Below are 24541 nucleotides of genomic sequence, written 5' to 3' on the forward strand. Positions count from 1 at the left end.
CGAGATGCTTATCAGACCGATCGTTTTTTGGATGGCCTGCTTTTTATGCAGCGGCTGCGGTTCTTCGCCATCGGCGCTTTATGCAAATGGCGCCGAACAAATGATTATTCATGTCGTCGATCACGGCTTGCATACCGGTATCGTGGTCGATGCTCGAACGGCGGCGGAGAGTATTTCCGGACTGGCGTTCGATTTAACTGAAATCGATTTTATCGAGTTCGGTTGGGGCGATCGCGCTTTTTATCAGGCCGAGTCGTTTTCGTTGTGGTTGGCTATAAAGGCGTTGTTATTCCCGACCGAGTCAGTCATGCATGTCGCTGGGCTTCGGCACCATCCGGAGCATTATTTTCGGCGTAGTGACATCGAACGCATCTTGTTGTCAAAAAGCCAGGTGGTCGCAATGTTGAGTTTTATCAATCAGTCGTTCGTAAGAGACGGGCAGGGCGATTTAATCAATTTAGGGCGAGGCTTGTATGCTTATAGCCGTTTTTACAGCGCAACCAGTTCCTATCATATTTTCAATAACTGCAATACTTGGACCATGGAGGCTTTGAGCGAAGCAGATGTCGCGACGGATAGTCCACTGGCACTTACCGCGCGAGGAGTCATGCGGCGGGTCAGGCGACATCAGAAAAAACTTATATCCGGTCAGGCCGAGTTTTAGAAGCATGCATGAATCCTGGTTCCTGGCGCAGTCTAGCGCTTACTTCCACGTCAGCGTCGAATAAAATAGCTTTGTTATAAAAGTCGAAAACATAACTTACCTCCACACGATAACCAAAGTGATGGTCAAGACTAATAATAGAGCGGCGAGTATCCGGTAATTTCGGTACCACGGCAGACACTTTAATTCAAACGATTCTTCTTGGAACCTGCGAATCTTCCAAAGATAAGGAGCGATACGCGGCAATTTTGGCACTTCCGTCAACATGCTGATTGTGAACATGATGATCAGGCAAATCACAAAGAGCATGAAAGCGACATGAAGAAAATGCATATCGATTGGACTAATTATTAAATAAAACGAGATGCCTAGGCTGACTATAAAAGTATAAAACGCCGCAGTTGCCGTAGCTCCGCGCCAGAAAATGCCCAAGATGAAGACTGCAACGACGGGCGGTGCGATATAGGCTAATATGTTTTGCAAATATTGGAATAATGAACTGAAGTTTTCAATATAAGGCGCCCAAGCCGCCGCTAAAACCATGAAGATAAATGCGGTTAGCCGCCCAATCCACATTAGGGTTCGGTCGGACCACTGAGGGCGAATTTGGCGAATAAAGTCCATCGTTACCAGGGTGGATGCCGAGTTGAGCGTAGAGTCTATACTGGACATCAGTGCGGCGAGAGTCCCTGCAACAACAAGCCCTAAGAGTCCGGTAGGTAATAAGTCGAACAACAAAGTCGGATAAACTTGATCGGAGTTCGGAAGGTCGGGGTAAAGCACGCGAGCCATACTCCCCGGTAATACCATGATGAACAACACCGGTAACTTCAATAAAGCAGCCAGCAATGTCCCATAGCGACCATGCTGTATATTTTTTGCACTAAGAATTCTTTGCGCCATGAATTGATTGGTACACCAAAAATAAAAACCGAGAATAGGTACGCCCAAAACCAACCCTGTCCAAGGTAAAGTAGTGTCATCGGCTGTTTGTATCAAGCTGAGCATGTTTTCCGGCGTAACGGCAGTCACTGCTTCCCACCCGTCGATTTTTCGATAAGCAAGCATTGAAACGACAATAGCGCCGATAAGAATTAGTATTGTTTGTATTGCATCGGTATAGATAACCGCTTTTAAACCGCCGGCTACGGTATAAGCTCCGGCCAATAAAGCCAAGACTAAAATCGATTGCCACAGAGGAATGTCAGGGAAAATCATTTTTAGCAAAATACCGCCTGCATAGAGGGCACCGGCGGTATCGATTAGAATATTACCCACTAAAGTTAAGCCCGAAAAAAAATAACGCGAGCGAGCGTCATAGCGTCTCTGTAAAAACTCGGGCATCGTGTAAACTTTTGACTGTAGCACCATCGGCAAAAAGAAAACCGCGTAAAACACCAAGACGACCGCAGCCATCCATTCATAGTTGAAGACTGAAATACCGGTTGCATAAGCATCGCCGGACAATCCCACCAAAGTGGTGCTGGAAATATTGGACGCAAACAATGAAATGCCGATGAAAGGCCAGGTCATCGATCGTCCGGCTAGAAAATAATCTTCCGTGCCTTTGGCTTCTGTTCCTACCTTGATACCGATTGCCAGTACGATACAGAAATAAACCAGAATGATTATAAGATCCGTTTGGGCTAAGGTGTAGTGCGGCATAATTGCTGATACATTGAATTAGTATGTCGCTTCTATAAGCGATTGGAATGTGTTGTATACCTGTCGATAATCAAATTTCGGCAACGCCTGAAGAGGTGCCATGGCGCTAGACAGCGGCTTTCCATGCTTACCTTGCATTAAAAAAAGGGAGGTACGCTCTTTCCCAAGCTCCGGCTCTCGCCGTTATACACAAGTATCGGTAAATTTGCTAAACAGAGGTTATCGTATAACTGGAAACGATGCTGTTTAATAAAGCTGCGGATATTGACCATTAGTGGCTTCGAAATCGCGACGAAGGCGTCGCTCCCACAAGGGGGCCGGATGCTCTGTGGGAGCGATCCCCAGATCGTCCCTCATCTAACGCTAGATGAGGGAAAGTCGGGAACGTTGAGCGACAAAAAATGGTATCGAGGCCTCATTAGCTAAGATTGCAAAACAGTAATTTTTTTCTGGTTCCCACGGTCCTCCGTGGGAACCCATACCTTGTCAGCCGAGGTAAGATCGGTATGCATTCCCACGCTGGAGCGGTGGGAACGAGGAAAACGGTAATTTTTGACTTATGTATAACGGCGAGAGCTGGAGCTTGGCTAACAGCAATCGCCTCTCCCAACAGTTATCGAAGTTATTTCATGCTCGTTCCTAAGCTTAATTTTTCGTCCTTTGATCGTTTTGGGAAGTCAATTCGCTGATTAATTGCCTGGCACGATCTTGGTGGCTGCCGGACCAATAAATTTGATCGCAATCAGGACAAATCCGGAAGTCGTTGTAATATAGCTTGGTCAACGGCTCCAGTCGATCGATGACGGCATCTTTGCTTGTTTTTATCAACGTACCGTTGCAACGTGGACAGCGTGTAAAAGGTGCGACGGACCGGTATAAATCCAAACGTTGCAGGACTTCTTTTACTTGCTCTCTAGGATGAACCGAGCGCACGAAGTAACCGTGAGTAATTATTTTTCGTCGTAATAAAAAGCGATCCCGAGTCAAAACGATTCGATGCTGCTGACTCGCTATCTCAGCAATATCGCCATCCTCGTAATCGTTTCGGTACAAACAATCAAAGCCTAATAATCGTAAATATCGCGCTAGCCTGCCAAGATTAGTATCGAGTATGAAGCGTGGCTTTCGTAAAGGTTTAGGGCGCAGGCGCAATAGTGGCGTGATATCGAAACTTTCGAATATCGGATAGACGCTAATTCGATCATTCTCTTGAACAATATAATCAAAATCGACCGAACGGCCATTGGTCAAAATAACTTCGACCTCGGTGTGCGGAATACCTAAGGATTCGATTAAGTCTTTGATCGAAGTTCTACGATTAAGCGCATGTTCAAATTCGACTTTACGCCGCTCGATCGGTAAAAAATCGTTTAATTCTTCGTAAAAACGTAAATAAACTCGGCCCACAGAGATTAACCTAGAAAAAGTATTTCACCATGAAGATCCTGAAGAATAAGAAGTTAATTCAATAACTTGTTATATAGTAGCAATTTGTTAGTAACTATTCAGTTCCTTGGCAGTTATCGTTCCTACGCTCTGCGCTCATCGTTATACATAAGTCTTAATAAGCCAATGAAATCAATGCTGTTGCCGTTTAGCAACAGCATTGATTTATAAGTGTTTTTGGCACTTGTGTATAACGGTGAGCGCTCTGCGTGGGAATGCTTGAATACCGCTTCAGCGGTACGAGACGCTAGAGAGTCTCCGTCTTCATTACCACGCTGGAGCGAGGGAACGATAGAGGAATGTGAATAATTACATTTGTTGAAATCCTTCATGAACTTCATGTGCTTCATGGTTAAACTGCCGAATCTTGATCTACGGTGGGTATATCAACGGTTGATATTAGCTGCCGTTGCCGTTTTTTTTATTTTCATACATGGCTTTATCGGCGCGGTCCAATAGTGTTTTAATGTCGGTGCCATCGTTGGGATAAATGCTCATTCCGGCACTGACGCCAATATCGATCATACGGTCATCGATAAGGTAGGTTTTGCTGATGACATCGACCGTATGCTTAAGAATTTTATCGACCATATGCAAATCGGTCACATCCTCGAGCAATATCGCGAATTCGTCGCCACCTAATCGAGTAACGGTGTCCGTTTCTCGAACACTCCGTACGATTCGGTGAGCCACGCTCTGCAATAGGCGATCTCCGGTCTTATGACCGAACAAATCGTTAACCGGTTTGAATTTGTCTAAATCCAGAAACAAAATGCCCAACTTGGTATTGTTTCGTGCGGCTTTCTTTATGGCCCTTTCTAACCGGTCGTTAAACAAAATTCGATTGGGTAAATCGGTCAATGGGTCATGATGAGCGATATGACGTAGGTGTTCTTCTTCGGCTTTGCGTTCCGAAATATCCGACAGTATTGCCACATAATGTGTAATTTGATTGTCACTGTCTTTAACTTGGCTAATGCTGATTCGCATCGGTAATAATGCACCATTTTTAGTACGATCGACAATGTCGCCTTGCCATTGACCGTTTTGGTTTAGAGAATCCCACATATATTGGTATTGTTCGGTCGATATATAGCCCGATTGTAAGATCCAAGGCGGCTTGCCCAGTAATTCTTCTTGATCGTAGCCGGTCATTTTGCACAGTGTCTGATTGACCGATACGATGCGTACCGATGGGTCGGTAATCATAATGCCTTCGCTACTGAAGTCAAAAACCGTAGCCGCCAATTTCAATTGTTGTTCAGCCTTTTTGCGTTCGCTTAGATCCATTACATAAGCAATACCTTGTTCACGGCTACCGCTAAGCAATGCCGCGCCGATATATACAGGGACCCAATATCCTTGTTTATGGATCAACGCTTTCTCATAAGGCTCGCATCGGCCCTGTACTACAAGTTCGTCGATAGCCTGTTGGTCCTGGGCATGAAACTCAGTTGGAGTGATATCTCGCCAATTAACCGCACCTTCTTCAATATCGGCTTGGGCTAAACCCAGCATGTTTAAAAAAAGGTCGTTTGCTTCTTCGACCATACCATCGAGGCGCCATGAAATAATACCGATGGTATCGGATTCCTTCAGGCTTCGAAAACGCGACTCACTCAGAGCCAATCGCTTTTCGGATTTTTCGATACTCGTGATAATTTGCCGGCTGACCAGGAGTCCGATACCGACAAAGATAACTAATAACAGTAAGCTAATTTGCAATGCCGTGATTTTAACCCATCTGGCGCCTTCGCTTAATTTTAACGAAAATAGGGTTTCCAACTCATGAAGCTCATTATTGAGCTGTTGCATGTGCTGCCTTAAATCGGCGATTTTTTCGTTGTCGCGACGCGAGTCGGTAATTTCATCTCGTATTTGTTCGCCGATTATTTTTAATGCATCGATTTTTTTATCGGCAGACTGCCATATATCGATAGCTTCGCGCATGTAGGAAATGCGTTGAAATTTTATAAAAAAATGGATCATCGCATCGATGTCGTCCGGGTGGTTTTGTCCCTGAAGAAAACCGTCCCGTGCTGATTTCTTGTCGGGTGGCGATTGAAATAAAGCCGTGCGAGCTTTGCTATCGCCGCTGATGATTTCTAGGGCCTCCAAATAAGCTAGGTAATCCGCCTCGGCATGATTGTAGGAATATTGAGTCAAGTAAAAAACCGCATCTTTTTGCGCTTTGGCCCAGAGACCTTCTCCTCTCACATAAGAACGAACTCCCTCAAAGACATTGCCGTTCCAGTAAATCATGCCGACCAGGGATGCCGAAATAAGTCCGAATAGGCCGATAATGAAGACGACTTTTTTTCTAGTCGACCATCCATGCGCTCTTAAGTCGTAAACTTTATTGGTTGCCATAATTTTCAGGAAAAAGTTGCAAAGTATCTAACGGCTGAGTTGATAGTTTCAAAATATACCCATCGGGGATCAAAATTCGGCATCGGCTTGCCCGTCAAAGGACGCCGTAAACCCAGCACCAAAATCCAGCACCTAAATTCCATAGCCGATTGGCTATGTTTAATATCATGACTAATTTAGGTGCTGGATGAATTCCATAGGTCTTTGGCAATGATTTAAAATCATGGCTTATTTAGGTGCTGGGTAAATACGTCTATGTAGGCTCTATGCCAGCTCCTAGCTGGAAAAGCCTTTGCCGAGGAGTACCTCGGCGCCTCTTCAAGCACTGTCGAAAATTGAAGTGCGAAAGGTAAAACATGAATTTAACTAAAGGTTTTGTGACAATAACTTCTTGGAGCAATGAGCCTGTGGGTTTGGTTGCTCGCGTCACAAGGCGTCGCGACGACGGCTTTCCTTGCCTCCCTCACCTGTCAATCAAGCAACCGAAGCGGCTTGCTCTAAAAAAAATAGTGAAGGTGTTTATGACAAATTCCTAAGCCAATGCTGAAATATGCGCGAAAAGTATCAATTATTTCATGGCTGTTGTGACTCAATCCCTAGTTGAACAGGCTATAAGCATTTTGATTTTAGCCAGAGTTTATTAGTGTAATCCGTGAAACGACTGTTAGAGATCCTCAAATGAGTGAAAGATCTTTTTTGTCACTAATTTTTCATCGAAACGACGCGAAATTGCAATATTACTTATTTATCTTATCGATAAATAAAGCATTTGCGGCCAACATTATGAAATTAATCGATACACAGATAAGGGTTAGTCCTGCACGACGACTGGATTGTTTTGTCACATACGATCAGGCTTTGATCAAACAAGCACAGCGATTGCGATATGAGGTTTTTGCCAAGGAAATGGGGGCGAGACTCAAAACCGACAAAGAAGGCTTAGACTATGACGAAATCGACGATTTTTGCGATCATTTGGTCGTGGTCGATACGACAAATGAGAAAATTGTAGGCTATACACGCTTGCTAAATCAAGAACAAGCCCGCAAATTGGGATATTTTTATTCGCAAAAAGAATTCAATCTGGATCGAGTACTGACTTTGCCTGGACGCTTTCTCGAAATAGGCCGTACCTGTGTCGACCCGAAATACCGGGGCAGCGTGGTATTAACAACCCTATGGTCGGAGTTAGTAAAGTATGCTCAGTTAGGCCGTTACCATTATTTGATTGGGTGCGCGAGTATTTCGCCGGGACCGAGCGGTTATGCGGTCGATGCGGTCTATCGAGCGATCGATGCAAAAAACAAGACGTCAGACGCGTTGGCGGTAGCCCCCTTAATCGAAGTGCCGGAGCACTTACGTTGTGAACGCGACGAGTCGGGAATTCCGCCTTTGTTGAAAGCGTATTTACGTTTCGGTGTGCAAATTTGCGGCCGTCCTTTTTGGGACGAAGATTTCAACGTCATGGATTTGTTTATTTTGTTGCCGTTGGCGCAACTGGAAGACCGCTATTCAAAACATTATTTAAAACCCGATTACTCAATCAATGATAGCTACCCTTCGCCAGCTCTATAAAATCAAACTAATTGTTTTGCTGTTTTTATCCGGTTTCGTGATCGTTCTGGGTGTGTTTCCGGTTATCAATCGGTCATGCCGTCCGGTTAAAGCGAGGGAAAGGGTGAACCGAATCAAGCTGGCTTGGCTCAAAGTCTTCAGGCGGATTTTAAATCTCGAGGTCCTTATCGAAGGACAGGCGGCCGATGGACCGGCGTTGGTTGTCAGTAATCATGTTTCTTGGCTCGATATCATCGCGTTGGGACAGCATTTGCCGGGATATTTTGTCGCTAAAAACGATATTCTCGATTGGCCCGTTATCGGGTATTTATCGAAAGAGGCTGGGACAATATTCGTTCGGCGAGGGGACAAGCAGGCGATTCATGCCACTACCGAACAAATGAGCTGGTTATTGAAACAAAACAGCAAGGTATTCGCATTTCCGGAGGGGACGACTTCGGATGGTTCAAGTGTTCTACCGTTTCATTCATCGCTGCTGCAACCGGCCTTATTGACTCATTCGGCAATTCAGCCGGTAGCGCTTCGTTATGAAGGTCAATCTAAGACCTTAGCGCCATTTATCGGCGACGACGATTTTATTCCGCATTTATTCAAAATGCTGAAACTTAGAAAGATAGAGGCCCACATCAAAATATTGCCTGTTCTCGAAATGGCCGATAAAAGCCGGTCGGCTTTAAGTTATGAGGCGCATGCCGGCATCACTGAGGCGCTTCGTGCCGAATCGCTTATTTCCCAGGTTCCAGCATCGCTTCCAGTTTCTCGCAAACGGTTTTCAAGATTTTGATTCGCGCATAGCGTTTGTCGTTTGCTTCGACCATTAGCCAAGGAGCGGCGCGGGTGCTTGTTCGCGCTATCATTTCATTGACCGCGATTTTATAATCATCCCATTTTTCCCGGTTGCGGTAATCGTCCTCGGTGATTTTATGTTTTTTGTAACTGATTTGCTCGCGGGCTTTGAAACGTTTAAGTTGTTCGTCTTTATCAATGTGCAGCCAAAACTTCAGTAATAGAATGCCATGTTCGATCAATGCTTCCTCGAAATTAACGATTTCCGAATAGCTGCGCATCCATTCCTTGTCGGTTGCAAAGCCTTCCACGCGCTCGACCAAAACACGCCCGTACCAGCTTCTGTCGTAAATAGTGACCTTACCCGCTCTAGGAATATGCCGCCAGAATCGCCATAGATAATGATGCGCGGCTTCTTCGTCGGTCGGCGCGGCGGTTTGAATAACGCGGTAACTTCTCGCGTCGATTGCAGATGTAATGCGCCGAATGGCTCCCCCCTTGCCGCCGGCGTCCCAACCCTCGAAAACCAGTATTGTCGAACGCTTTTGTTCTCGTGCCATTCTGACTAATTTATTCAATTTACCCTGGTAGTGCAGCAATTGATCGCTGTAATCTTTTTTGTCGAGTTCGAGCGATAAATCCAACGTGTCCAGTAAGCTTTGCTGGTTGATATTGACGAAAGAGATGCCGTTTATGTTTTCCGATTTTCCATTACGGCTGTCGATATGTTGACGGATTCTATGCAAAACATGTTGCCCGACTGTCAAGCTGCTGTAACGAATATCGGTTCCTTCGACAACCAGCCAAGGCGAGATTCCTGTGCTGGTTGTTGTCAATACATTTTCGGCAATTTCTACGAACTCGTCATACAGTTTCAGGTGCTTTTTATCTCGCTCGGTAACTTGCCAACTGGTTTCCGGGTCTTTTTCAAGTTCTTTGAGACGTTTTTTTTGCGTTTCTTTTTTCAAATGCAGCCAACATTTAATGATTAGCGCGCCATCGTCTATCAGTAACTGTTCCATTTCGTTGATGTGCTTGAGTTCCACCGATAATTGACTATCGTCAATGTCTCCATAGACTCGATGCGATATCGGGTCGCTATACCAAGAACCGACATAGATGCCTATTCTTCCCTTAGCCGGCAGCGAACGCCAATAGCGCCAATATTTAGGCCGTTCTTTTTCCTCATCGCTGGGCTCGTCGAAGGCGAATGTTTCCATGTGGCGCGCATCGAGCCATTCGTTCAGTAAATTAATGACTTGGCCTTTGCCGCCGCCGTCCACTCCGGAAATAAGAATAATGACAGGAAAATCGCAAGTGCCGAGTTCTTGTTGAAGCAGCAACAACTGGGTTCTGAGTTCCGGAATTTGTTCGTTGTATTCTGATTTTTTTAGGGTATGACCCAGCTCGGCAATTTCAAACATGGATGAGTCTCATATCGGGTAAGTATTCAGTTACCCTCTTTGAAAAAGAGGGGCTAGGGGAGATTTTATAAATAAATCCCCCTCAATCCCACTTTTCAAAGGGGGATGCCAACAATACGCCTGGATTGCGGTAATTTGCCTACGGGGTCTGAATACTTACCATATCGGAGTTAGATTTCTATATAATGCGCCAATCTAAGGAGTCGCGGCATTTTAGAATTACTATAGTTCATATCGATACTATCATGAAAGCTTGTTCTAACTCCGGTGCCGCAAAGACTGCACTGATAATGTATAATTTCCGCAAAAAATCGGAGTTAATTAATGTCTCAAACCGGCGATTCAAAACAGGCCTGTGCCGAAACCTTTAACCATGATCATAAAACTTGTAAGCAGGAAGCCTTAAAAAAAGCGGAAAAGCTATGTTTGGAGAGAGGCGCGCAATTGACGCCGATACGTCATAAGGTTCTTGAGTTGATTTGGGATAGCCACGAGGCCGTCAAGGCTTATGATTTATTGGACCGCATCAAACCATTCAACGATTCGGCAAAACCGGCGACCGTTTATCGCGCGCTGGACTTTTTGATCGAACAGAAATTAATTCACCGAGTCGAAAGCATGAATGCTTTTATCGGCTGCAATCATGTTGAAGGCAAACACGATTTATTGCTATTGATCTGCGAAGGTTGCCGTCAGATCGAAGAAAGACCGGCGACACCGGTCATGGACAGTTTGGCGAATGAATTGAAGCAAGCAGGATTTACCGCGCGACGTAAAACGCTTGAAATTCACGGCATCTGCAAGCATTGCGCCAATGGTGCTATATAATAGCCGCTAGGATCACTGTCATGACCCGTAATACCCATCATTTGACTAACGCTTATTGGCGATTACGGAATAACACGGAAAATGTTGTTTTGGCGACGATTATCGAAACCCTTGGTTCAACTTATCAAAAAGCCGGTGCCAGAATGCTGATTGCCGACAATGGCGAGTTAAACGGCCTGTTGGGAGGCGGTTGTTTTGAACGGGATTTGGTCGAACAGGCGCATACGGTTTTCGAAACCGAAAATCCCAAAACGCTATTCTACGACATGCGTTCTCCCGACGATGTGGTTTGGGGTCTGGGTTTGGGCTGCAACGGGGCGGTAAGGATATTGTTGCAATTGTTGAAAGCCGACAATGATTTTTACCCGTTGAACAGAATTGTAGAGGCATCCGAAAGTCATACGGCCGGTATTTTGGCGACCGTTTATGAATCCGACCATCCCGATTACTCAATCGGCGATAGTTTTTTTCTGGCTGGATTCGAATTAGACGACTTTAGCCAAAAGGGCAATACTACCGTATCGATCACCGAGGCGGCCAAACAAACTTGGAGGCTGCGCAAATCCACGCTAGATGCCTGTTTGATCGAGCGCCATGCCGTTAAATTGTTTTTCGACTTAATTCGCCCCTCAGCGCAACTTCTGGTGCTGGGAGCAGGAGCCGATGCACTCCCGGTCGTGCAATTCGCCAAAGCACTCGGTTGGCGTGTCACGATCGTCGATCATAGGCCGGGCTATGTTAAACCCGAACGATTTCCAAAGATCGATGCTTTACTCCATTCGATGCCCGAAGATTTGCACGAGCGTTTGCCATTGGATCGATTCGATGCGCTCGTGTTGATGACTCACAGTATCGAATATGATGAACGCTATTTAAAAATCATAGCGACTAGCCGAATCCCGTTCATTGGTTTGCTGGGTCCTGTTCATCGCAGGGATAGACTCCTAGATAGTTTAGGCTCGGATGCACCGAACATTGCCGCCAAGGTATTCGGTCCGGTCGGTTTGGACATCGGCGCCGAGACGCCCGAGGAAATTGCCTTATCGATCATGGCCGGTATTCACGCCGCGTTGAAGGGACGAGACGGCGGACAACTCGGCCTTAAAGATTGCCATCCCCTATGAGTCTTGATTTTGAGAATATATATGCAGTAATTTTAGCCGCCGGCGCATCCCGCCGACTGGGCAGCCCTAAGCAACTCCTCGAATGGCGCGGTCGAACCTTGCTCGGCAATACAATCGAAAACGCTCGTTCATTACTGAATGAACGTGTCATTGTGATTCTGGGGTCGCAAGCACAAACGATACAAGAAAAGATCGACTTGAGCGGGGTTGTCGCAGTTGTTAACCCGGACTGGCAAACAGGTATTGCTTCGTCGATTCGAGCCGGCATTGACTCTTTGCCGGTTAACGCCGACGGCGTATTGATGTTATTATCCGATCAACCTTTGGTCGGTTATAGAGCGATGCAGAACTTGTTGGCACAGTGGCGAATTGAACCGTCCTGTATTGCCGTAAGTCAGTATCATGATACGGTCGGCGTTCCGGCGCTATTTCCGTCGGCTTTTTTCGGCGCGTTGCGCTCCCTTCGGGGCGACCGGGGCGCGAAGAGCCTGTTGTTGCAATTTGAAGATAAACTTCAGAAAATTCCTTTACCCGAAGCGGAACTCGATATTGATACCAGGGAAGATTTCGACCACCTAAGCGGCCATTACGATGCCGGGGAGTGAACGATGACGACCTTGATGATAAACGGTAAGCAATACGAGTTGGACGCCGAAGACGATATGCCCTTACTGTGGGCTATCCGCGATATCGCCGGTTTAACCGGAACCAAATTCGGTTGCGGTATCGGGATGTGTGGCGCCTGTTCCATCCATCTCGATGGCGAGCTGGTAAGATCCTGCATGATGCCGTTCGGTGCGGCTAAAGATAAAGCGATCACAACCATCGAAGGATTAGCGTCGGAAAAAGGTCTGCATCCGGTGCAGCAAGCCTGGATCGATAAAGATGTATCACAATGCGGATACTGCCAGCCCGGTCAAATCATGGCGGCTGCCGCCTTGCTACGGGAAAATCCGAATCCGAGCGAAGATGAAATCCGGTCGAAAATGACCAACTATTGCCGTTGCGGAACCTATCTGCAAATATTCGAAGCGGTCAAACAAGCGGCGCAACTTCAAGGAGAGCAGTCATGAGCACTTTATCGAATCTATCGATGACGCGCCGTCAATTTCTGGGTGCCGCCGCGGCCGGCGCCGGCGTATTCGTGTTAGGGATATCCTTGCCCGGTTGCGCCAAGGTTGACGAACAAGGTGAAGGCGTGATCAATGCCTTCATCGGAATCGATGAAAACGGCGTCGTGATTTTTCAAAATCCTTTCATAGAAATGGGGCAGGGGACATATACCTCAATACCTGCCATCATGGCCGAAGAACTGGATGCCGACATGGCGATGCTCAAGGTCGTGCAGGCGCCGCACGGGCCGGAATACCGCATCATGTTCAACAATACGACGCGTTTTACCGGCGGCAGTTTCAGCGTGCGTTCGTCCTATATGACCATGCGAAAAGCCGGTGCGACCGCACGGGCGATGCTGATCGAAGCCGCCGCTGGCACCTGGAACGTAGCTCCCGGCGAATGTACGACAGAGCCGGGTGTCGTTATTCATCGCGAGAGCGGAAAAAAATTGACATACGGCGAATTGGCGCCCTTGGCGGCTAAACTGGATATACCCGCAGACGTGCCGTTAAAAGACGATGCCACTTTCCGGCTGATCGGTAAACCGGTCAAACGAACCGATAATCGGGTTAAAGCCACCGGAGAAGCCGTGTTCGGTATCGATATCAAGGTTGATGGACTACTATATGCCGCGGTCAAACAATCGCCGGTATTCGGCGGTTCGGTCCAATCCTACGACCAAGACGCAGTGCTCAAAATGCCGGGCGTAGTCGCGGTCGAGGAGATACCGAACGGTGTCGCCGTGATTGCCGATCAATATTGGCGAGCCAAAAAGGCTTTAGAACAATTACCGGTGACCTTCGATGAAGGCGATAATGCCGATTTCTCATCGAAGACGTATTTGGAAACACTTAAAGCCGCGTTGAACGAATCGGGAGTCAGGGTCGAAGATATCGGCGATGCCGATAAGGCCTTGTCCGAAGCGGCTAAAACTATTGAGGCCGTTTATCATGCGCCGTTCCTTGCGCATCAAACGATGGAGCCGATGAACTGCACCGCGCTGGTCACGAAGGATCATTGCAAGGTTTGGGCGCCGAATCAAGGCGCCGATTTCGTCGCCAAGGTCGCAGCCGAAATTACCGGTCTAAAATTGGATGCTATCGAAGTAATCACCCCTTTTCTCGGCGGCGGGTTCGGACGGCGCTTCATCATGGATTATACCGCGCAGGCGGTAACGCTGGCCAAGAAACTTCCGAGCAGGCCGATCAAAGTTATTTGGACGCGCGAGGAAGACACGCAACACGACCATTATCGCCCGATGACCGCAGCTAAATACCGGGCCGGTTTCGATGCCCAAAATAATCCGCTCGCGATTCAAATTACAACGGCGGGCGAGGGCCCGTCGGGCCGTCTCAATCCCGAGTTTCTAAAAGACCCTACTATCGACGAGAGCATCTTCGAAGGCGGTCCGCATCAACCCTATGCGATACCGAATAAGCGCGCCGAACTGGTCAATGTGCCGGTCAAGCCTTTGCCGATCGGCTACTGGCGCTCAGTCGGGAATTCGCAGAACGCCTTCTTCAAAGAGTCGTTCATCGATGAAATGGCTCATGCGGCAGGTGCCGACCCGGTCGAATTTCGCCGTAACTTGTTAACCGAACAACCGCGTTTTAAAAAAGTACTCGATACCGCTGCCGGGATGGCAAATTGGAAATCCGAGGCATGGCAAGACGAAAACGGTGTCAAGCATGCGATGGGCGTCGCATTGCATGAATCGTTCGGCAGCATCGTCGCGCAGGTGGCCGAAGTGGCGGTTGACGATGGCGATATCCAGGTTGTTCGAGTTTGGTGCGCGGTCGATTGTGGGTTTGCGGTAAATCCGGCCATCGTTAAAATGCAAATGGAAAGCGGTATTGTTTACGGTTTGTCGGCAGCATGGAGCGAGGAAATTACCCTCGAGAAAGGCCGCGTGATGCAAAGCAATTTTCACGACTATCCGATCTTGCGGCCTGATCAAATGCCCGATGTCGAAGTCGAAATTATCAATAGCGGCGAGCCGCTCGGCGGTATCGGAGAGCCCGGCACCCCGCCTATCGCCCCTGCGGTTTGTAATGCTCTGTTTAAATTGACAGGGCAACGGGTAAGGAGTTTGCCTCTTTCGCAATATACTTTTTGAACGCCGCAGGGGGCATACCCAAAAAGCAAAAAAAGGCTCCGATAAAATAGTCGGCGTATCTTGAAGAGCGCTCTCCGCATTTTTTTATCGTTCCCACGCTCCGGCGCTCATCGTTATACATAAGTCAAAAATATACCTTTCGCACTTCAAATTTCGGCAGTGCCGGAGGAGGCCTCGGGGTGCCCGGTAAAGGCTTTGCCAGCATGGAGCTGGCATAGAGCCTACAGAGACGTATTTACCCAGCACCTAAATTCCATAGCCCTTTAGCTATGTTTAATATTATAGCTAATTTAGGTGCTGGGTTTACGGCGTCCTTTGACGGGCACCCCGAGGCCGAATTTTCATCTACGATGAGTATAACCCTTTTGTAACCTTAACCAATGAGACCTCGATACCATTTATTGTTACTTAACACTTTCGACCTCGAGATCGCGATCAGGGGATCGCTCCCACAGAGCGTCCGCCGCTCTCTGTGGGAGCGACGCCTTCGTCGCGACTATCGAAGTCAGTAACGCTCAAATACCAATAGCCTTTCCGGGCAACACAACAATTTAGCGCTCGGTCGCTACTTTTTGCACAATTAGAGATATTTATACTTATGTATAAAGACGAGCGCCGGAGCGTGGGAACGATAAGGAGTGCGAATAATTACCTTTATTATTGAATAACTTCTACTCCTCGCCAGAAAGCGATGTGGTTTTTAATGTTTAACGCTTCCGGTTTTGGATCGGGATAGAACCATGCAGCATCGCGATTAATCGCATCGTTTACGCAGAGATCGTAATAGCTTGCTTTACCTTTCCACGCGCAGAAGGTGTTCGTGCTGCTTTCTTTAAGGAATTGGACTTTGACCGAATCGGCAGGAAAATAATGATTGCCCTCGACCATTACTGTGTCATCGCTTTCGGCAATGATGACATCGTTCCAGATAGCTTTCATGTTTTTGCTCCTTGTTGTGTTTATTTATCAAGTTATTAAACCTGAATTCGGCAGTTTAACCATGAAGCACATGAAGTTCATGAAGGATTCCAAGAACTTACCAAATCCTTCTCGCTAACCTATTTGGTGAGTGAAAGTTCTATACAAACGCGTAATAAGCTATTGAATTAACTTCCTATTCTTCATGATCTTCATGGTGAAATGCTTTTTCTAGGTTAAAAGGCTTCAAGAAAGTAAACACTGAAAAGATTCTGGTCATCAGACCATGTTTTGATCAATCTGAAACCGCTGGCATTAGCCAGGGTAATGAATTCATCAGGACTGTATTTGTAGGAATTCTCGGTATGAATGTATTCGCCGTTTATGAAGCGGAAGTCTTGGCCTGAAATACTAACCTGCTGATTTTCGCTACTGACCAGGTGCATTTCAATACGACCTTGCTGATCGTTGTAATAGGCACGATGTTCGAAGCTGTCGAAGTTAAAATTGCCTTCTAGTTCATTATTGATACGGGTAAGCAGGTTGAGATTGAACTCTGCGGTGATGCCGGCAGCATCATTGTAGGCTGCATTCAAAACTGAAGGATCCTTTTTGCGATCAAGCCCGACTAGTAAACCACCACCATTGCCGGTTAGCCGGTGTATACCGGTCAGAAAATGCTGAACTTCTAGCGGGTCAAAATTACCCAAACTAGAACCCGGAATGAATACGACACGCCTGCCATGGGGAATACCATGAGGCAATAGCATCCGCTGAGTAAAATCGAGGCAGGCAGGATAAATCGGTAACCAGGGATACTTATGACTTAAACCGTAGGCCGATTGCTTGAGAAACTCACGGGAAATATCCATCGGTACATAGGCGGAAGGAAGCAGGCTTTCCAGCAGTAATTGTACTTTCTCGCAACTTCCGCTTCCGGGTTCGATCAATACCGATCCCGGCTCAATAAGACGGCTAATTTCATCCGCGTAAGTTGTTAACAAGTCACGTTCAACATTAGGGATGTAATATTCCGGCTGTTCCAGGATCGCTTCAAACAATTGAGATCCGGTTTCATCATAAAAAAACTTGGGAGGTATTTGTTTCTGTGGGCGCGACAGACCTTTAAGCACTGCATCACGAAAGCTTTCCTGTTCAGGTTCGAAATCGTGGAAACTAACTTTTTGGCTTAATATATTCATAGGTCGTCCGCTAAACGGATACCGGAAAATTGCCAGCGATCATGTGGGTAGAAAAAATTGCGATATGTTGGACGGATATGATCTTCTGGTGTAACACAGGATCCACCTCGCAAGACCCATTGGTTGCACATGAATTTACCGTTGTATTCACCCATGCTGCCTTCGAGCGGTTTAAAGCGAGGATAAGCCAGATAGGGGGATGCGGTCCACTCCCATAACGAACCGTAAAATTGACCTTTGCCTGCTTGCGGGTGAAAAATGCCGCTTTCACTAAAATGGCCAGTAACAGGAATTTCCAGCAATTTTGTTTCAATTTCGGCTTCGGATGGTAGCCGTTTGCCTGCCCATCGTGCATAAGCGTCTGCTTCGTAATAACTGATATGAGAAACAGGGGCGGATGGGTTCATAGCCTCAAGTCCATGAAGGGTAAACTCAAGCCATAAACCATCATGGTTTTCCCAATAAAGCGGAGATTTCCATTGGGTATTCTGGATGTGGCTCCAGCCATCGGATAGCCACAACTCAGATCTGGAGTAGCCTCCGTCTTCCATGAAGTCGAGAAAATCGCTGTTTGTGATCAGCCGAGAACTTAAACGGTGCGGTTCTAACCAAACTTGGTGACGAGGCTTCTCGTTATCAAAGGTAAAACCATCATCATTATTCGTTCCGATCTTTACCACGCCGCCTGGCCTTTCCTCCCAATCCAATTTTTCGGTCGTTTTAATTGCCGGTTGGGAGCGCTCCAGATAACTGGGTTTTAAGGGATTGCTCCAAAAGTTGTGCTTGATATCCATGAACAGCAATTCTTGGTGCTGCTGTTCGTGGTGTAAGCCTAGAGTTAGACGAAAAGCGGCTTGTTGCCACTGGGATTCGTCGAGGTTATCTATAAAATCTATGATGCGCTTATCAATTTCAGAGCGGTAATGAAACACTTGTTCAACCGTCGGACGTGACAATAAGCCGCGTTTCGACCGGGCATGCATAGCGCCAACCGTTTGATAATAGGAGTTAAACAAATAAGAGTATTGAGGGTTAATAGGGCAATATTCCGACTCGAATGCTTGCAATAGAAAGGTTTCAAAGAACCAGGTCACATGAGCTAAATGCCATTTGGGCGGACTGATCTCAATGCCGCTCTGAATTTGATAATCATCGACCATTAACGGTGCGCAAATTTGAAGACTAATATTGCGGACACGAATGTAATCTGCAATTAATTTGTGCCGCGAAATTTCCGTTATAGCCTGGCGATTTTTTAATGAGGATGGCATTTGGAATCAATCAGTAGTTTAAGTAATGGCAAACGATAAGAACAGACAACAATCAAAGCCGTTATTTCTTGAGGCAATGTACTGCTCGATCTTTTTTTGTCAACCAACAGTGTATGCGACAGTATTTAACTTCAAAAAAGAAAAAGGGGTCAGGTTAGATTGTTCATCGTTCCTACGCTCTGCGTGGGAATGCATCCCGGGACGCTCTGCGTCCCCAGAGTTCGATAATCCCGACAAGAGCAACCAGGCATTCTCTTCAGTTTCTTAATTCAATTGCCTGCGGCAGTCGACGCAGAGCGTCTAAATCGGCATTCCCACGTAGAGCACTTTTTGTTATACACAAATATCGATAAACTTGCTAAACAGAGGGCATCGTATACCTGGAAACGGTGCTGTTTGATAAATCTGCGGATATTGGATATCAGTGGCAAGAGCATCCGGCCCCTTGTGGGAGTGACGCCTTCGTCGTCCCTCACCTAACGCTAGGTGAGGGAAAGTCGGGAACGTTGGGCGACAAAAAATGATATCGAAGCCTCATTAGCTAAGATTGCAAAACCGTAATTTTCGACTTATGTATAACGATGAGCGCAGAGCATGGGAATGAGCGTTTTGAGAGGATACATCAATCAATCTAACCAAACCCCTTTTTGTGGCTGAAGAGTTTTTTCAGGATAAGCAACAATTCTTGAGTTTTTTGCCGCTGCCGCACGGACAAGCAGCATTGCGACCGATTTTTGGCCTAGAGACCGTCTGCCCCAATGTTTTTTGTTCCTCTAATTCGGCTTCGATGTCGTCGATGACATGTTGCAAGATTTCAACCGAGGAGGGGATTCTCACGAGTAGTTGGGCAAATAGATAGTCATCGGTCGGTTCTATGCCTTCTTCGATAACAATTTGCTTTGATCTGTTCGATATTCGGAAACTTGGAAAAATCGCGGCTGATCAAAACTTCAAACAGGCGCGCGTTTCGCGCAATATCGTCCCAATAATCGTCGGCATCAACGGTGTTCTTATCATCGCCCAACCAAAACTCCTTGCAGAGCGCTAATCCGGTCCAAAAACCGATACACCACTGTCGGACCCAATCGAATTGTTTTCCTTTGAGATTTTCAATATCGAATGGAAACTTAAGTTGCCCTGAGACTCGTAATTGTACATAAGCGTCGTATACATCGAATGCAGCCGACATTAGGTTTTCGATGTGCTTCAGCTCGAAATCGGGCGGACGATGGTAAAAAAGAGAGTTTTCCCATTGTTCAGGCAGGGTCGATGGCGGCGTGATGGCCATTGCATAAAAAAATCCGCGCAGTTCGTAGAGATTGAAATGATCGGCTTCCGGTACGATGCCGTTTAATTCATCGATTAATTTAGCGAGTAACTTGGGTTTGATCATTTCGTATGATGCGGATTTTGGGTCGGATATCTTATGGACTTAGGCGGTCGAGTTTTGATTCAGTGTAGAGTAAAGACCTGGCTTATACTCAAGATGTTATCGCTTAGTCATTCAAGGAAATATCAATATTTTCTAATTGAAATGCTTCCATTTTACCCAAGCTGCGCAAGTAATTCCGACCAATATGTAGGTGTAGCTATATACGAAAACATATAAGCCTGTGGGGTTGTGAGTAGCGGCATCGCGAAGGCTCGGCGTTATCAGCCAAGTCCACAAAACGGCAGGTATTAAGTAAAACAAAAAGCCCAAACCTGCTGTTTTTAACGGATTACGCCCCTTAGCTTCGGCGTCTCGATAATACCAATAAGCAATTGCAAGCGCGACAATAGTGCCAATCATAAATTTTCCTTCTTTCAATTCAGAATGATGGATATATTTACACCATTCATACAAAAATCGTTTGCCTAACACTGATGAAGCCCCGGCCATCGCCCCGGCAAAAAAGTTTAACCGTGTAGCCCGGAAGGAGCGCAAGCGCAATCAGGGACGTTCGAGGTTACGCAATCGCGTATTCCGCTTACGCTGCATACGGGCTACGAACTTTCACAGTAAATTTATCGTGGCGGAGGTGCCCTTCGAGGAACCCCCCGCCCTTAAATGAAAACGTTTCTTCGCTCCGGTTAAGTGTAATTAAACTCCAAAGCCAGTTTCTTAGTGATGCACCCAGTCTGCGCCTAGCGTGCCGATTAAACTTTCCAAATAGCCCGGTTGGCTTAATTCGGCAAGCATGGTTTCAGTTTTTTCGAGCTTCACTTCCAGTTTCGAATATTCGGATGGATCGCTGTTTTCTGTTTCGGTTAAGCGTTCAGTAATTATGTCGCGATGACGTTGCCATAAGGCCAAATCACGCTGATGCTTGATGGAGAGTCGCTCACGATACCAATCGCTAGCCAGTAGCGATTCTCGTGTAAATAAATCTCGAATCGCCGGGTCGTCGATGGTTTTGCCTTCATAGTGTCCATAAGCCATGACATGTAATAGGGCTTTAAGCGGTGGGCAGGCATCGTTTATCGTGCCGTCTTGGAAATAAATCAGGGCCACCCGTTGCTGCGTTTCATAGACGTTATCGATGCCGTCGACAAAAGCGGCAAGATCCTGGGTTTCAGGTTTTAGCATCGCTTCGTCAAAAACCGCTGTTGGATAATCGAAAACTTTACCGAAGTTGGTATGCACGAAACGCTCCGTTATTCGGTATCCTAGCCTGCTTGCGTACACTGTTCTGCCTTCGTATTCGAAATCTTCCAGTTTTTCGAGGTGGCCGTTTTCGATCAAATAGCGCGCATCGCGTTCGGCGACAGGTAGACGCGACCAGATTTCCGGAATCAACAGACTGATGTCGTGATCGACTCTACGCTGAGTTCCGATGTAACCGGCAGCGGTCGAAAAACCGTCGAAGCCGCATAAAATAAACGAGACTAGCGCGGTATTCAGATCGGCGGTCGTACTCAAGGCATTAAACGGCCCTTTGGTCAATGCGCCTTCCGATCCGGCTCCTGTCGTGGAAGGAGATTTGCCGGTTAGACTGCACACAAAATCCATGAATAGTTCCGGCAACTCTTGATAATGGATGGGGTTGTAAACTGCCAAGGGCCGAATGCCGGCGGCTAAGTCTTGCGGATTGTTGCGGCGCCCGGGAAGAACCGCATTGACCGGAAAGTAAACCGATTGATCGGCATTAAGGCCTCGAGCCAAACGAGTCGAAATTTCGGCGATATAACGCATTCTCGGATCGGCGATATCGGGTCGTGTTTGCAGATAACGCACATTTTGGCTAGGTTTGCCGTCGACCAATCTCGGATGTGCCGATGAGACGAAAAATTCGTCATCCTGTCCTTCGGCAGCTCGCTCGATCAATTTACGCATCGGCTCGCTGAATTCTTCGAAGTGAATGATATCTTCAATTAGATCCCGTGCATCTTGTGTTGCTAGGGGTTGGAAATTGGAGATAAAGTTATTGCCTCCCGATAAATCACGCTCGGTTTGTAAATCGCTACCTCGATGGACGGCATCGTCTGGACGCTGGAAAAAACTTTGCTCGCAATTTTCGACTAATTTTACGGAAGAATTTCGATAATCGGGGTCGAGCCCCGTGAGTTTCTTAGAAGGCACTACCGTCGAAGCGCTGATGTCGTCTTCCATCTGAACTTTAGCAGAAGCGATAAAATCTTGGCGGAGTTTGAAGACGCGCCAAGCACCGTTCGAATCGAAGCCGACTCGCAGGTAACTGGCGATCAGTTTGCGCCCTTGGAATTTCAGTTCATTGCCGGGGTAGCTATTAACTACGTCCACTGAAAAATGATCGCGCCAATTATCGCCCCATTCCTCACGGTAGAAGCGTTTGATAATCAGCACAATTGCCCAAATGTGCTGGGGAATTTGCTCCAACCATTCGTTATAAGCATCGGAATAGTCGGTAACCGAAGGTGTCAATAGCTTGATGACCGAACCTAGTGTGCGTTGATTGCTGAGCAGGCTGCGCTTATCGCTACCGTGCCGTGCGGAGTCGCGGAAACGGGTCGAATAATCGTGTTTGAAAATAGTCTCGACGATATCCATGTCTTTTTCAAAGTCTTCGACAAAAATAGTTCCGGAAATGACGGCGCCGGCTATGGATTTGGAAATTTCCGATTTACCGCCGCCGGAAACCGTGCTGGGTTTATGACAGAATGTGCCCTCGGGTAGGGTGCCGACCAAACGCCAGCTCGGCGCATGAGGATGACGTTCCATATGGACCTTGAAACCGTTGGGATAGATATAAGTATGTTTGGCAAGCAGTTTGAGGGATTGCGGGCGACCGTTTTGCAGCCAACTGATTCGTTGCTGCTGCACATTGATCTCGGCTGCTGCCGGGATATATATGATTTCCGGAAAATTGTTGTCGACGGCGTAACCTTCATCCTTCCTTTCAATCATCGGCGATAATTGTTCGCATAGCCTATCGAACGAATAGCGTTGATCGAGATCGCTGCCATGCGGTAGATAAATGTCGCCAAGGTTCATTCTGGGAAACGCCAATGCGCCGCCGGCATGTTCTTCCTCGCAGTCGCCGAAGAGATTAGCCGAATAGCTGATTTGAGATTTGATCTCTTTTTTGCTGTAACCGAAATAATTGTCGGCGATTAAGGTGACGACGACGCCTTGCATATTGCGACAAACCAATTTAAACGGTTTGCCGTCGTTGTAAAGTTCGTCTTCACGTTTCCAGCACATACCGTCTTTGCGTTGGCGTTCGCTAGCATCATCGTAATGGGGAAGGCCGATATCTTTTTTCCGGCAATGCACCAAGTGCGGGGCTAAAATAATGCAACCGGTATGTCCGGTCCAATGTTCGATATCGAGCGCCGCATCGTTCTCCGGCAAGAAAGGATCGCCGGCATTGCCGAAGATCGATTCGACGAAATCCAAGTTAGCGACCAATCCGCCCGGCGCGAAAAAACGGGTTTCCATGGTTTTAACCGGGCTTATTGGCTCGATTGCGGGACGAACGATCGGTCTCAATAATAATGAGACCCAAAGCGTGGCCGGCCTATTTTGTAGACTTGTGAAAGGCAAGCGTAATAGATCGCTTGGTGGAGTCAATGCTTGTTGTAATAAAGCGGCATAGGCGTTGACCGGTACTTCGCTTTTATCGCCCGGCACGGGAAGTCCGCCCGCAACTATGTGAAAGACCCCTTTAGTTGTCCGTCGATCGTTTTGAGGATTATGCAAGACGCCTTGTAAAACACGATAGGAGTCGACATAAGCGGAGTGAAACTCGTTATGGCGATAAGGCAGGGATAATTCCCGGGCTTGACCTTTTCGCTCGAGAATGAATGTTTCGCCGGGTAACTGAACCGAAACGTCGACGTTATTTTCGAGGAGGTAAGCGTTTAAAAAGTCTTGTATCCGTTGATCCGCTGGGCAACGGTAATTGGCCAATAGTCGGCGTTGCTGCGAATAATTCTTTAATAGACTATCGGCGATTTTTAGATATTGCCGATCGCCTTCGGCTTCACATGTGGGTTGATTAAGTGCGGCTAGCTTAAGATTGATATGCTGTAGCCCTTCGTGTTCTTCGGCGCTATTTGGACTATTTTGGACGGGGGTGGCTGATAAGGTCATGGTCGGCTCCGGCAAGGTTTCAGTCTGGCTGTTTTCGAGACGGCACGATTTAATCTCGAGTGCAGGCGGTTTCTGGATAAAAATTAATAAACCGTTTAGGAATATGCACAAAATAACTTATTCAAGCAATAGGCTTTGTGGCGGTTTGGTGACTCGCTTGACAGGACGCCGTGAATACGTCCGTGTAGGCTTGACGGCGGCTATCCCTGCCGCCGACACCTGTCAATCGAGCCACCAAGTCCCCTTCCAACCGTTGTCTAAGTTATTTCATGCTCGTTCCTTAGCGTTTCGACGAACTCCGGTAAGACCGGAAGTCTATCGTTTCCTGAATTAAGTTTCGACCGTGTCGAGTATTTGAAGAATAGGTTATACGATTATTGAAAAATAAAAAAGAATTGAATCGATGTCGATTTTGCCTAAATTAATTAGGCAAGAACATTTATGATCAAATCCTAAGCCAAGTCGAAGCATTAAAGGTCTAC

Annotated in this window: 19 protein-coding genes; 8 read left to right on the forward strand and 11 right to left on the reverse strand. The window is 46.9% G+C overall.

Annotated elements, in window-relative coordinates:
• The first annotated feature begins 4 nt into the window (after positions 1–4).
• Positions 5–664, forward strand: coding sequence for a DUF2459 domain-containing protein (locus tag WJM45_RS09585; RefSeq protein ID WP_341328715.1), 660 nt, complete (start codon positions 5–7; stop codon positions 662–664).
• A gap of 96 nt (positions 665–760) precedes the next feature.
• Here the strand turns inward: WJM45_RS09585 and WJM45_RS09590 are convergent, their stop codons facing one another.
• From WJM45_RS09590 to WJM45_RS09600, 3 genes are all read right to left on the reverse strand, one after another.
• The gene (locus WJM45_RS09590; protein WP_341328716.1) at positions 761–2329 is read right to left on the reverse strand and encodes a sodium:solute symporter; all 1569 of its coding nucleotides are present in this window, start codon (positions 2327–2329) and stop codon (positions 761–763) included.
• A 645-nt stretch (positions 2330–2974) separates the two neighbouring features.
• Positions 2975–3736 (reverse strand): Mut7-C RNAse domain-containing protein, encoded by a 762-nt coding sequence (locus WJM45_RS09595; RefSeq protein ID WP_341328717.1) that lies wholly within the window; start codon positions 3734–3736, stop codon positions 2975–2977.
• A gap of 438 nt (positions 3737–4174) precedes the next feature.
• A complete protein-coding gene (locus tag WJM45_RS09600) occupies positions 4175–6145 on the reverse strand; it encodes a diguanylate cyclase (protein ID WP_341328718.1) in 1971 nt (656 codons plus the stop codon).
• A 783-nt stretch (positions 6146–6928) separates the two neighbouring features.
• Here WJM45_RS09600 and WJM45_RS09605 point away from each other — a divergent pair.
• Positions 6929–7720: a GNAT family N-acetyltransferase gene (locus tag WJM45_RS09605; protein ID WP_341328924.1), complete on the forward strand. Its 792-nt coding sequence runs from the start codon at positions 6929–6931 to the stop codon at positions 7718–7720.
• Complete coding sequence (locus WJM45_RS09610) at positions 7692–8504, forward strand: lysophospholipid acyltransferase family protein (protein ID WP_341328719.1); 813 nt, start codon at positions 7692–7694, stop codon at positions 8502–8504. The genes WJM45_RS09605 and WJM45_RS09610 overlap by 29 nt, the downstream gene beginning before the upstream one ends.
• On the opposite strand, the gene pap is transcribed toward WJM45_RS09610, so the two are convergent.
• Complete coding sequence (gene pap, locus WJM45_RS09615) at positions 8446–9930, reverse strand: polyphosphate:AMP phosphotransferase (protein ID WP_341328720.1); 1485 nt, start codon at positions 9928–9930, stop codon at positions 8446–8448. The two genes, WJM45_RS09610 and pap, sit on opposite strands and share 59 nt — an antisense overlap.
• A gap of 324 nt (positions 9931–10254) precedes the next feature.
• On the opposite strand from pap, the gene WJM45_RS09620 reads away from it, so the two are divergent.
• The 5 genes from WJM45_RS09620 to WJM45_RS09640 are packed head-to-tail and all read left to right on the forward strand — an operon-like array spanning position 10255 to position 15114.
• Positions 10255–10758 (forward strand): transcriptional repressor, encoded by a 504-nt coding sequence (locus WJM45_RS09620; protein WP_341328721.1) that lies wholly within the window; start codon positions 10255–10257, stop codon positions 10756–10758.
• 20 nt (positions 10759–10778) lie between these two features.
• Positions 10779–11882, forward strand: coding sequence for an XdhC family protein (locus tag WJM45_RS09625; protein WP_341328722.1), 1104 nt, complete (start codon positions 10779–10781; stop codon positions 11880–11882).
• Positions 11879–12487, forward strand: a complete 609-nt coding sequence (locus tag WJM45_RS09630) for a nucleotidyltransferase family protein (protein ID WP_341328723.1) — start codon at positions 11879–11881, stop codon at positions 12485–12487. Before WJM45_RS09625 ends, WJM45_RS09630 begins: the two co-directional genes overlap by 4 nt.
• Positions 12488–12490: 3 nt before the next feature.
• On the forward strand, positions 12491–12955 hold the full coding sequence (locus WJM45_RS09635; RefSeq protein ID WP_341328724.1) for a (2Fe-2S)-binding protein: 465 nt from the start codon (positions 12491–12493) through the stop codon (positions 12953–12955).
• On the forward strand, positions 12952–15114 hold the full coding sequence (locus WJM45_RS09640) for a xanthine dehydrogenase family protein molybdopterin-binding subunit (protein ID WP_341328725.1): 2163 nt from the start codon (positions 12952–12954) through the stop codon (positions 15112–15114). The genes WJM45_RS09635 and WJM45_RS09640 overlap by 4 nt, the downstream gene beginning before the upstream one ends.
• Before the next feature lie 657 nt (positions 15115–15771).
• On the opposite strand, the gene WJM45_RS09645 is transcribed toward WJM45_RS09640, so the two are convergent.
• The 7 genes from WJM45_RS09645 to WJM45_RS09675 form a co-directional block, all read right to left on the reverse strand.
• Positions 15772–16053: a DUF427 domain-containing protein gene (locus tag WJM45_RS09645; protein ID WP_341328726.1), complete on the reverse strand. Its 282-nt coding sequence runs from the start codon at positions 16051–16053 to the stop codon at positions 15772–15774.
• A 215-nt stretch (positions 16054–16268) separates the two neighbouring features.
• A complete protein-coding gene (gene egtD / locus WJM45_RS09650; RefSeq protein ID WP_341328727.1) occupies positions 16269–17234 on the reverse strand; it encodes an L-histidine N(alpha)-methyltransferase in 966 nt (321 codons plus the stop codon).
• Positions 17231–18505, reverse strand: a complete 1275-nt coding sequence (gene egtB / locus WJM45_RS09655; RefSeq protein ID WP_341328728.1) for an ergothioneine biosynthesis protein EgtB — start codon at positions 18503–18505, stop codon at positions 17231–17233. Before egtB ends, egtD begins: the two co-directional genes overlap by 4 nt.
• Before the next feature lie 666 nt (positions 18506–19171).
• A complete protein-coding gene (locus WJM45_RS09660) occupies positions 19172–19342 on the reverse strand; it encodes an SEC-C metal-binding domain-containing protein (protein WP_341328729.1) in 171 nt (56 codons plus the stop codon).
• Between the two features lie 22 nt (positions 19343–19364).
• A complete protein-coding gene (locus WJM45_RS09665) occupies positions 19365–19898 on the reverse strand; it encodes a UPF0149 family protein (protein ID WP_341328730.1) in 534 nt (177 codons plus the stop codon).
• Between the two features lie 132 nt (positions 19899–20030).
• Entirely contained in the window at positions 20031–20297 is a 267-nt protein-coding gene (locus WJM45_RS09670; RefSeq protein ID WP_341328731.1) for a hypothetical protein, read from the reverse strand.
• 312 nt (positions 20298–20609) lie between these two features.
• Positions 20610–24059: a hypothetical protein gene (locus WJM45_RS09675; protein WP_341328732.1), complete on the reverse strand. Its 3450-nt coding sequence runs from the start codon at positions 24057–24059 to the stop codon at positions 20610–20612.
• Positions 24060–24541 lie beyond the last annotated feature (482 nt).

Source organism: Methylotuvimicrobium sp. KM2 (assembly GCF_038051925.1).
Classification (GTDB): Bacteria; Pseudomonadota; Gammaproteobacteria; order Methylococcales; family Methylomonadaceae; genus Methylotuvimicrobium.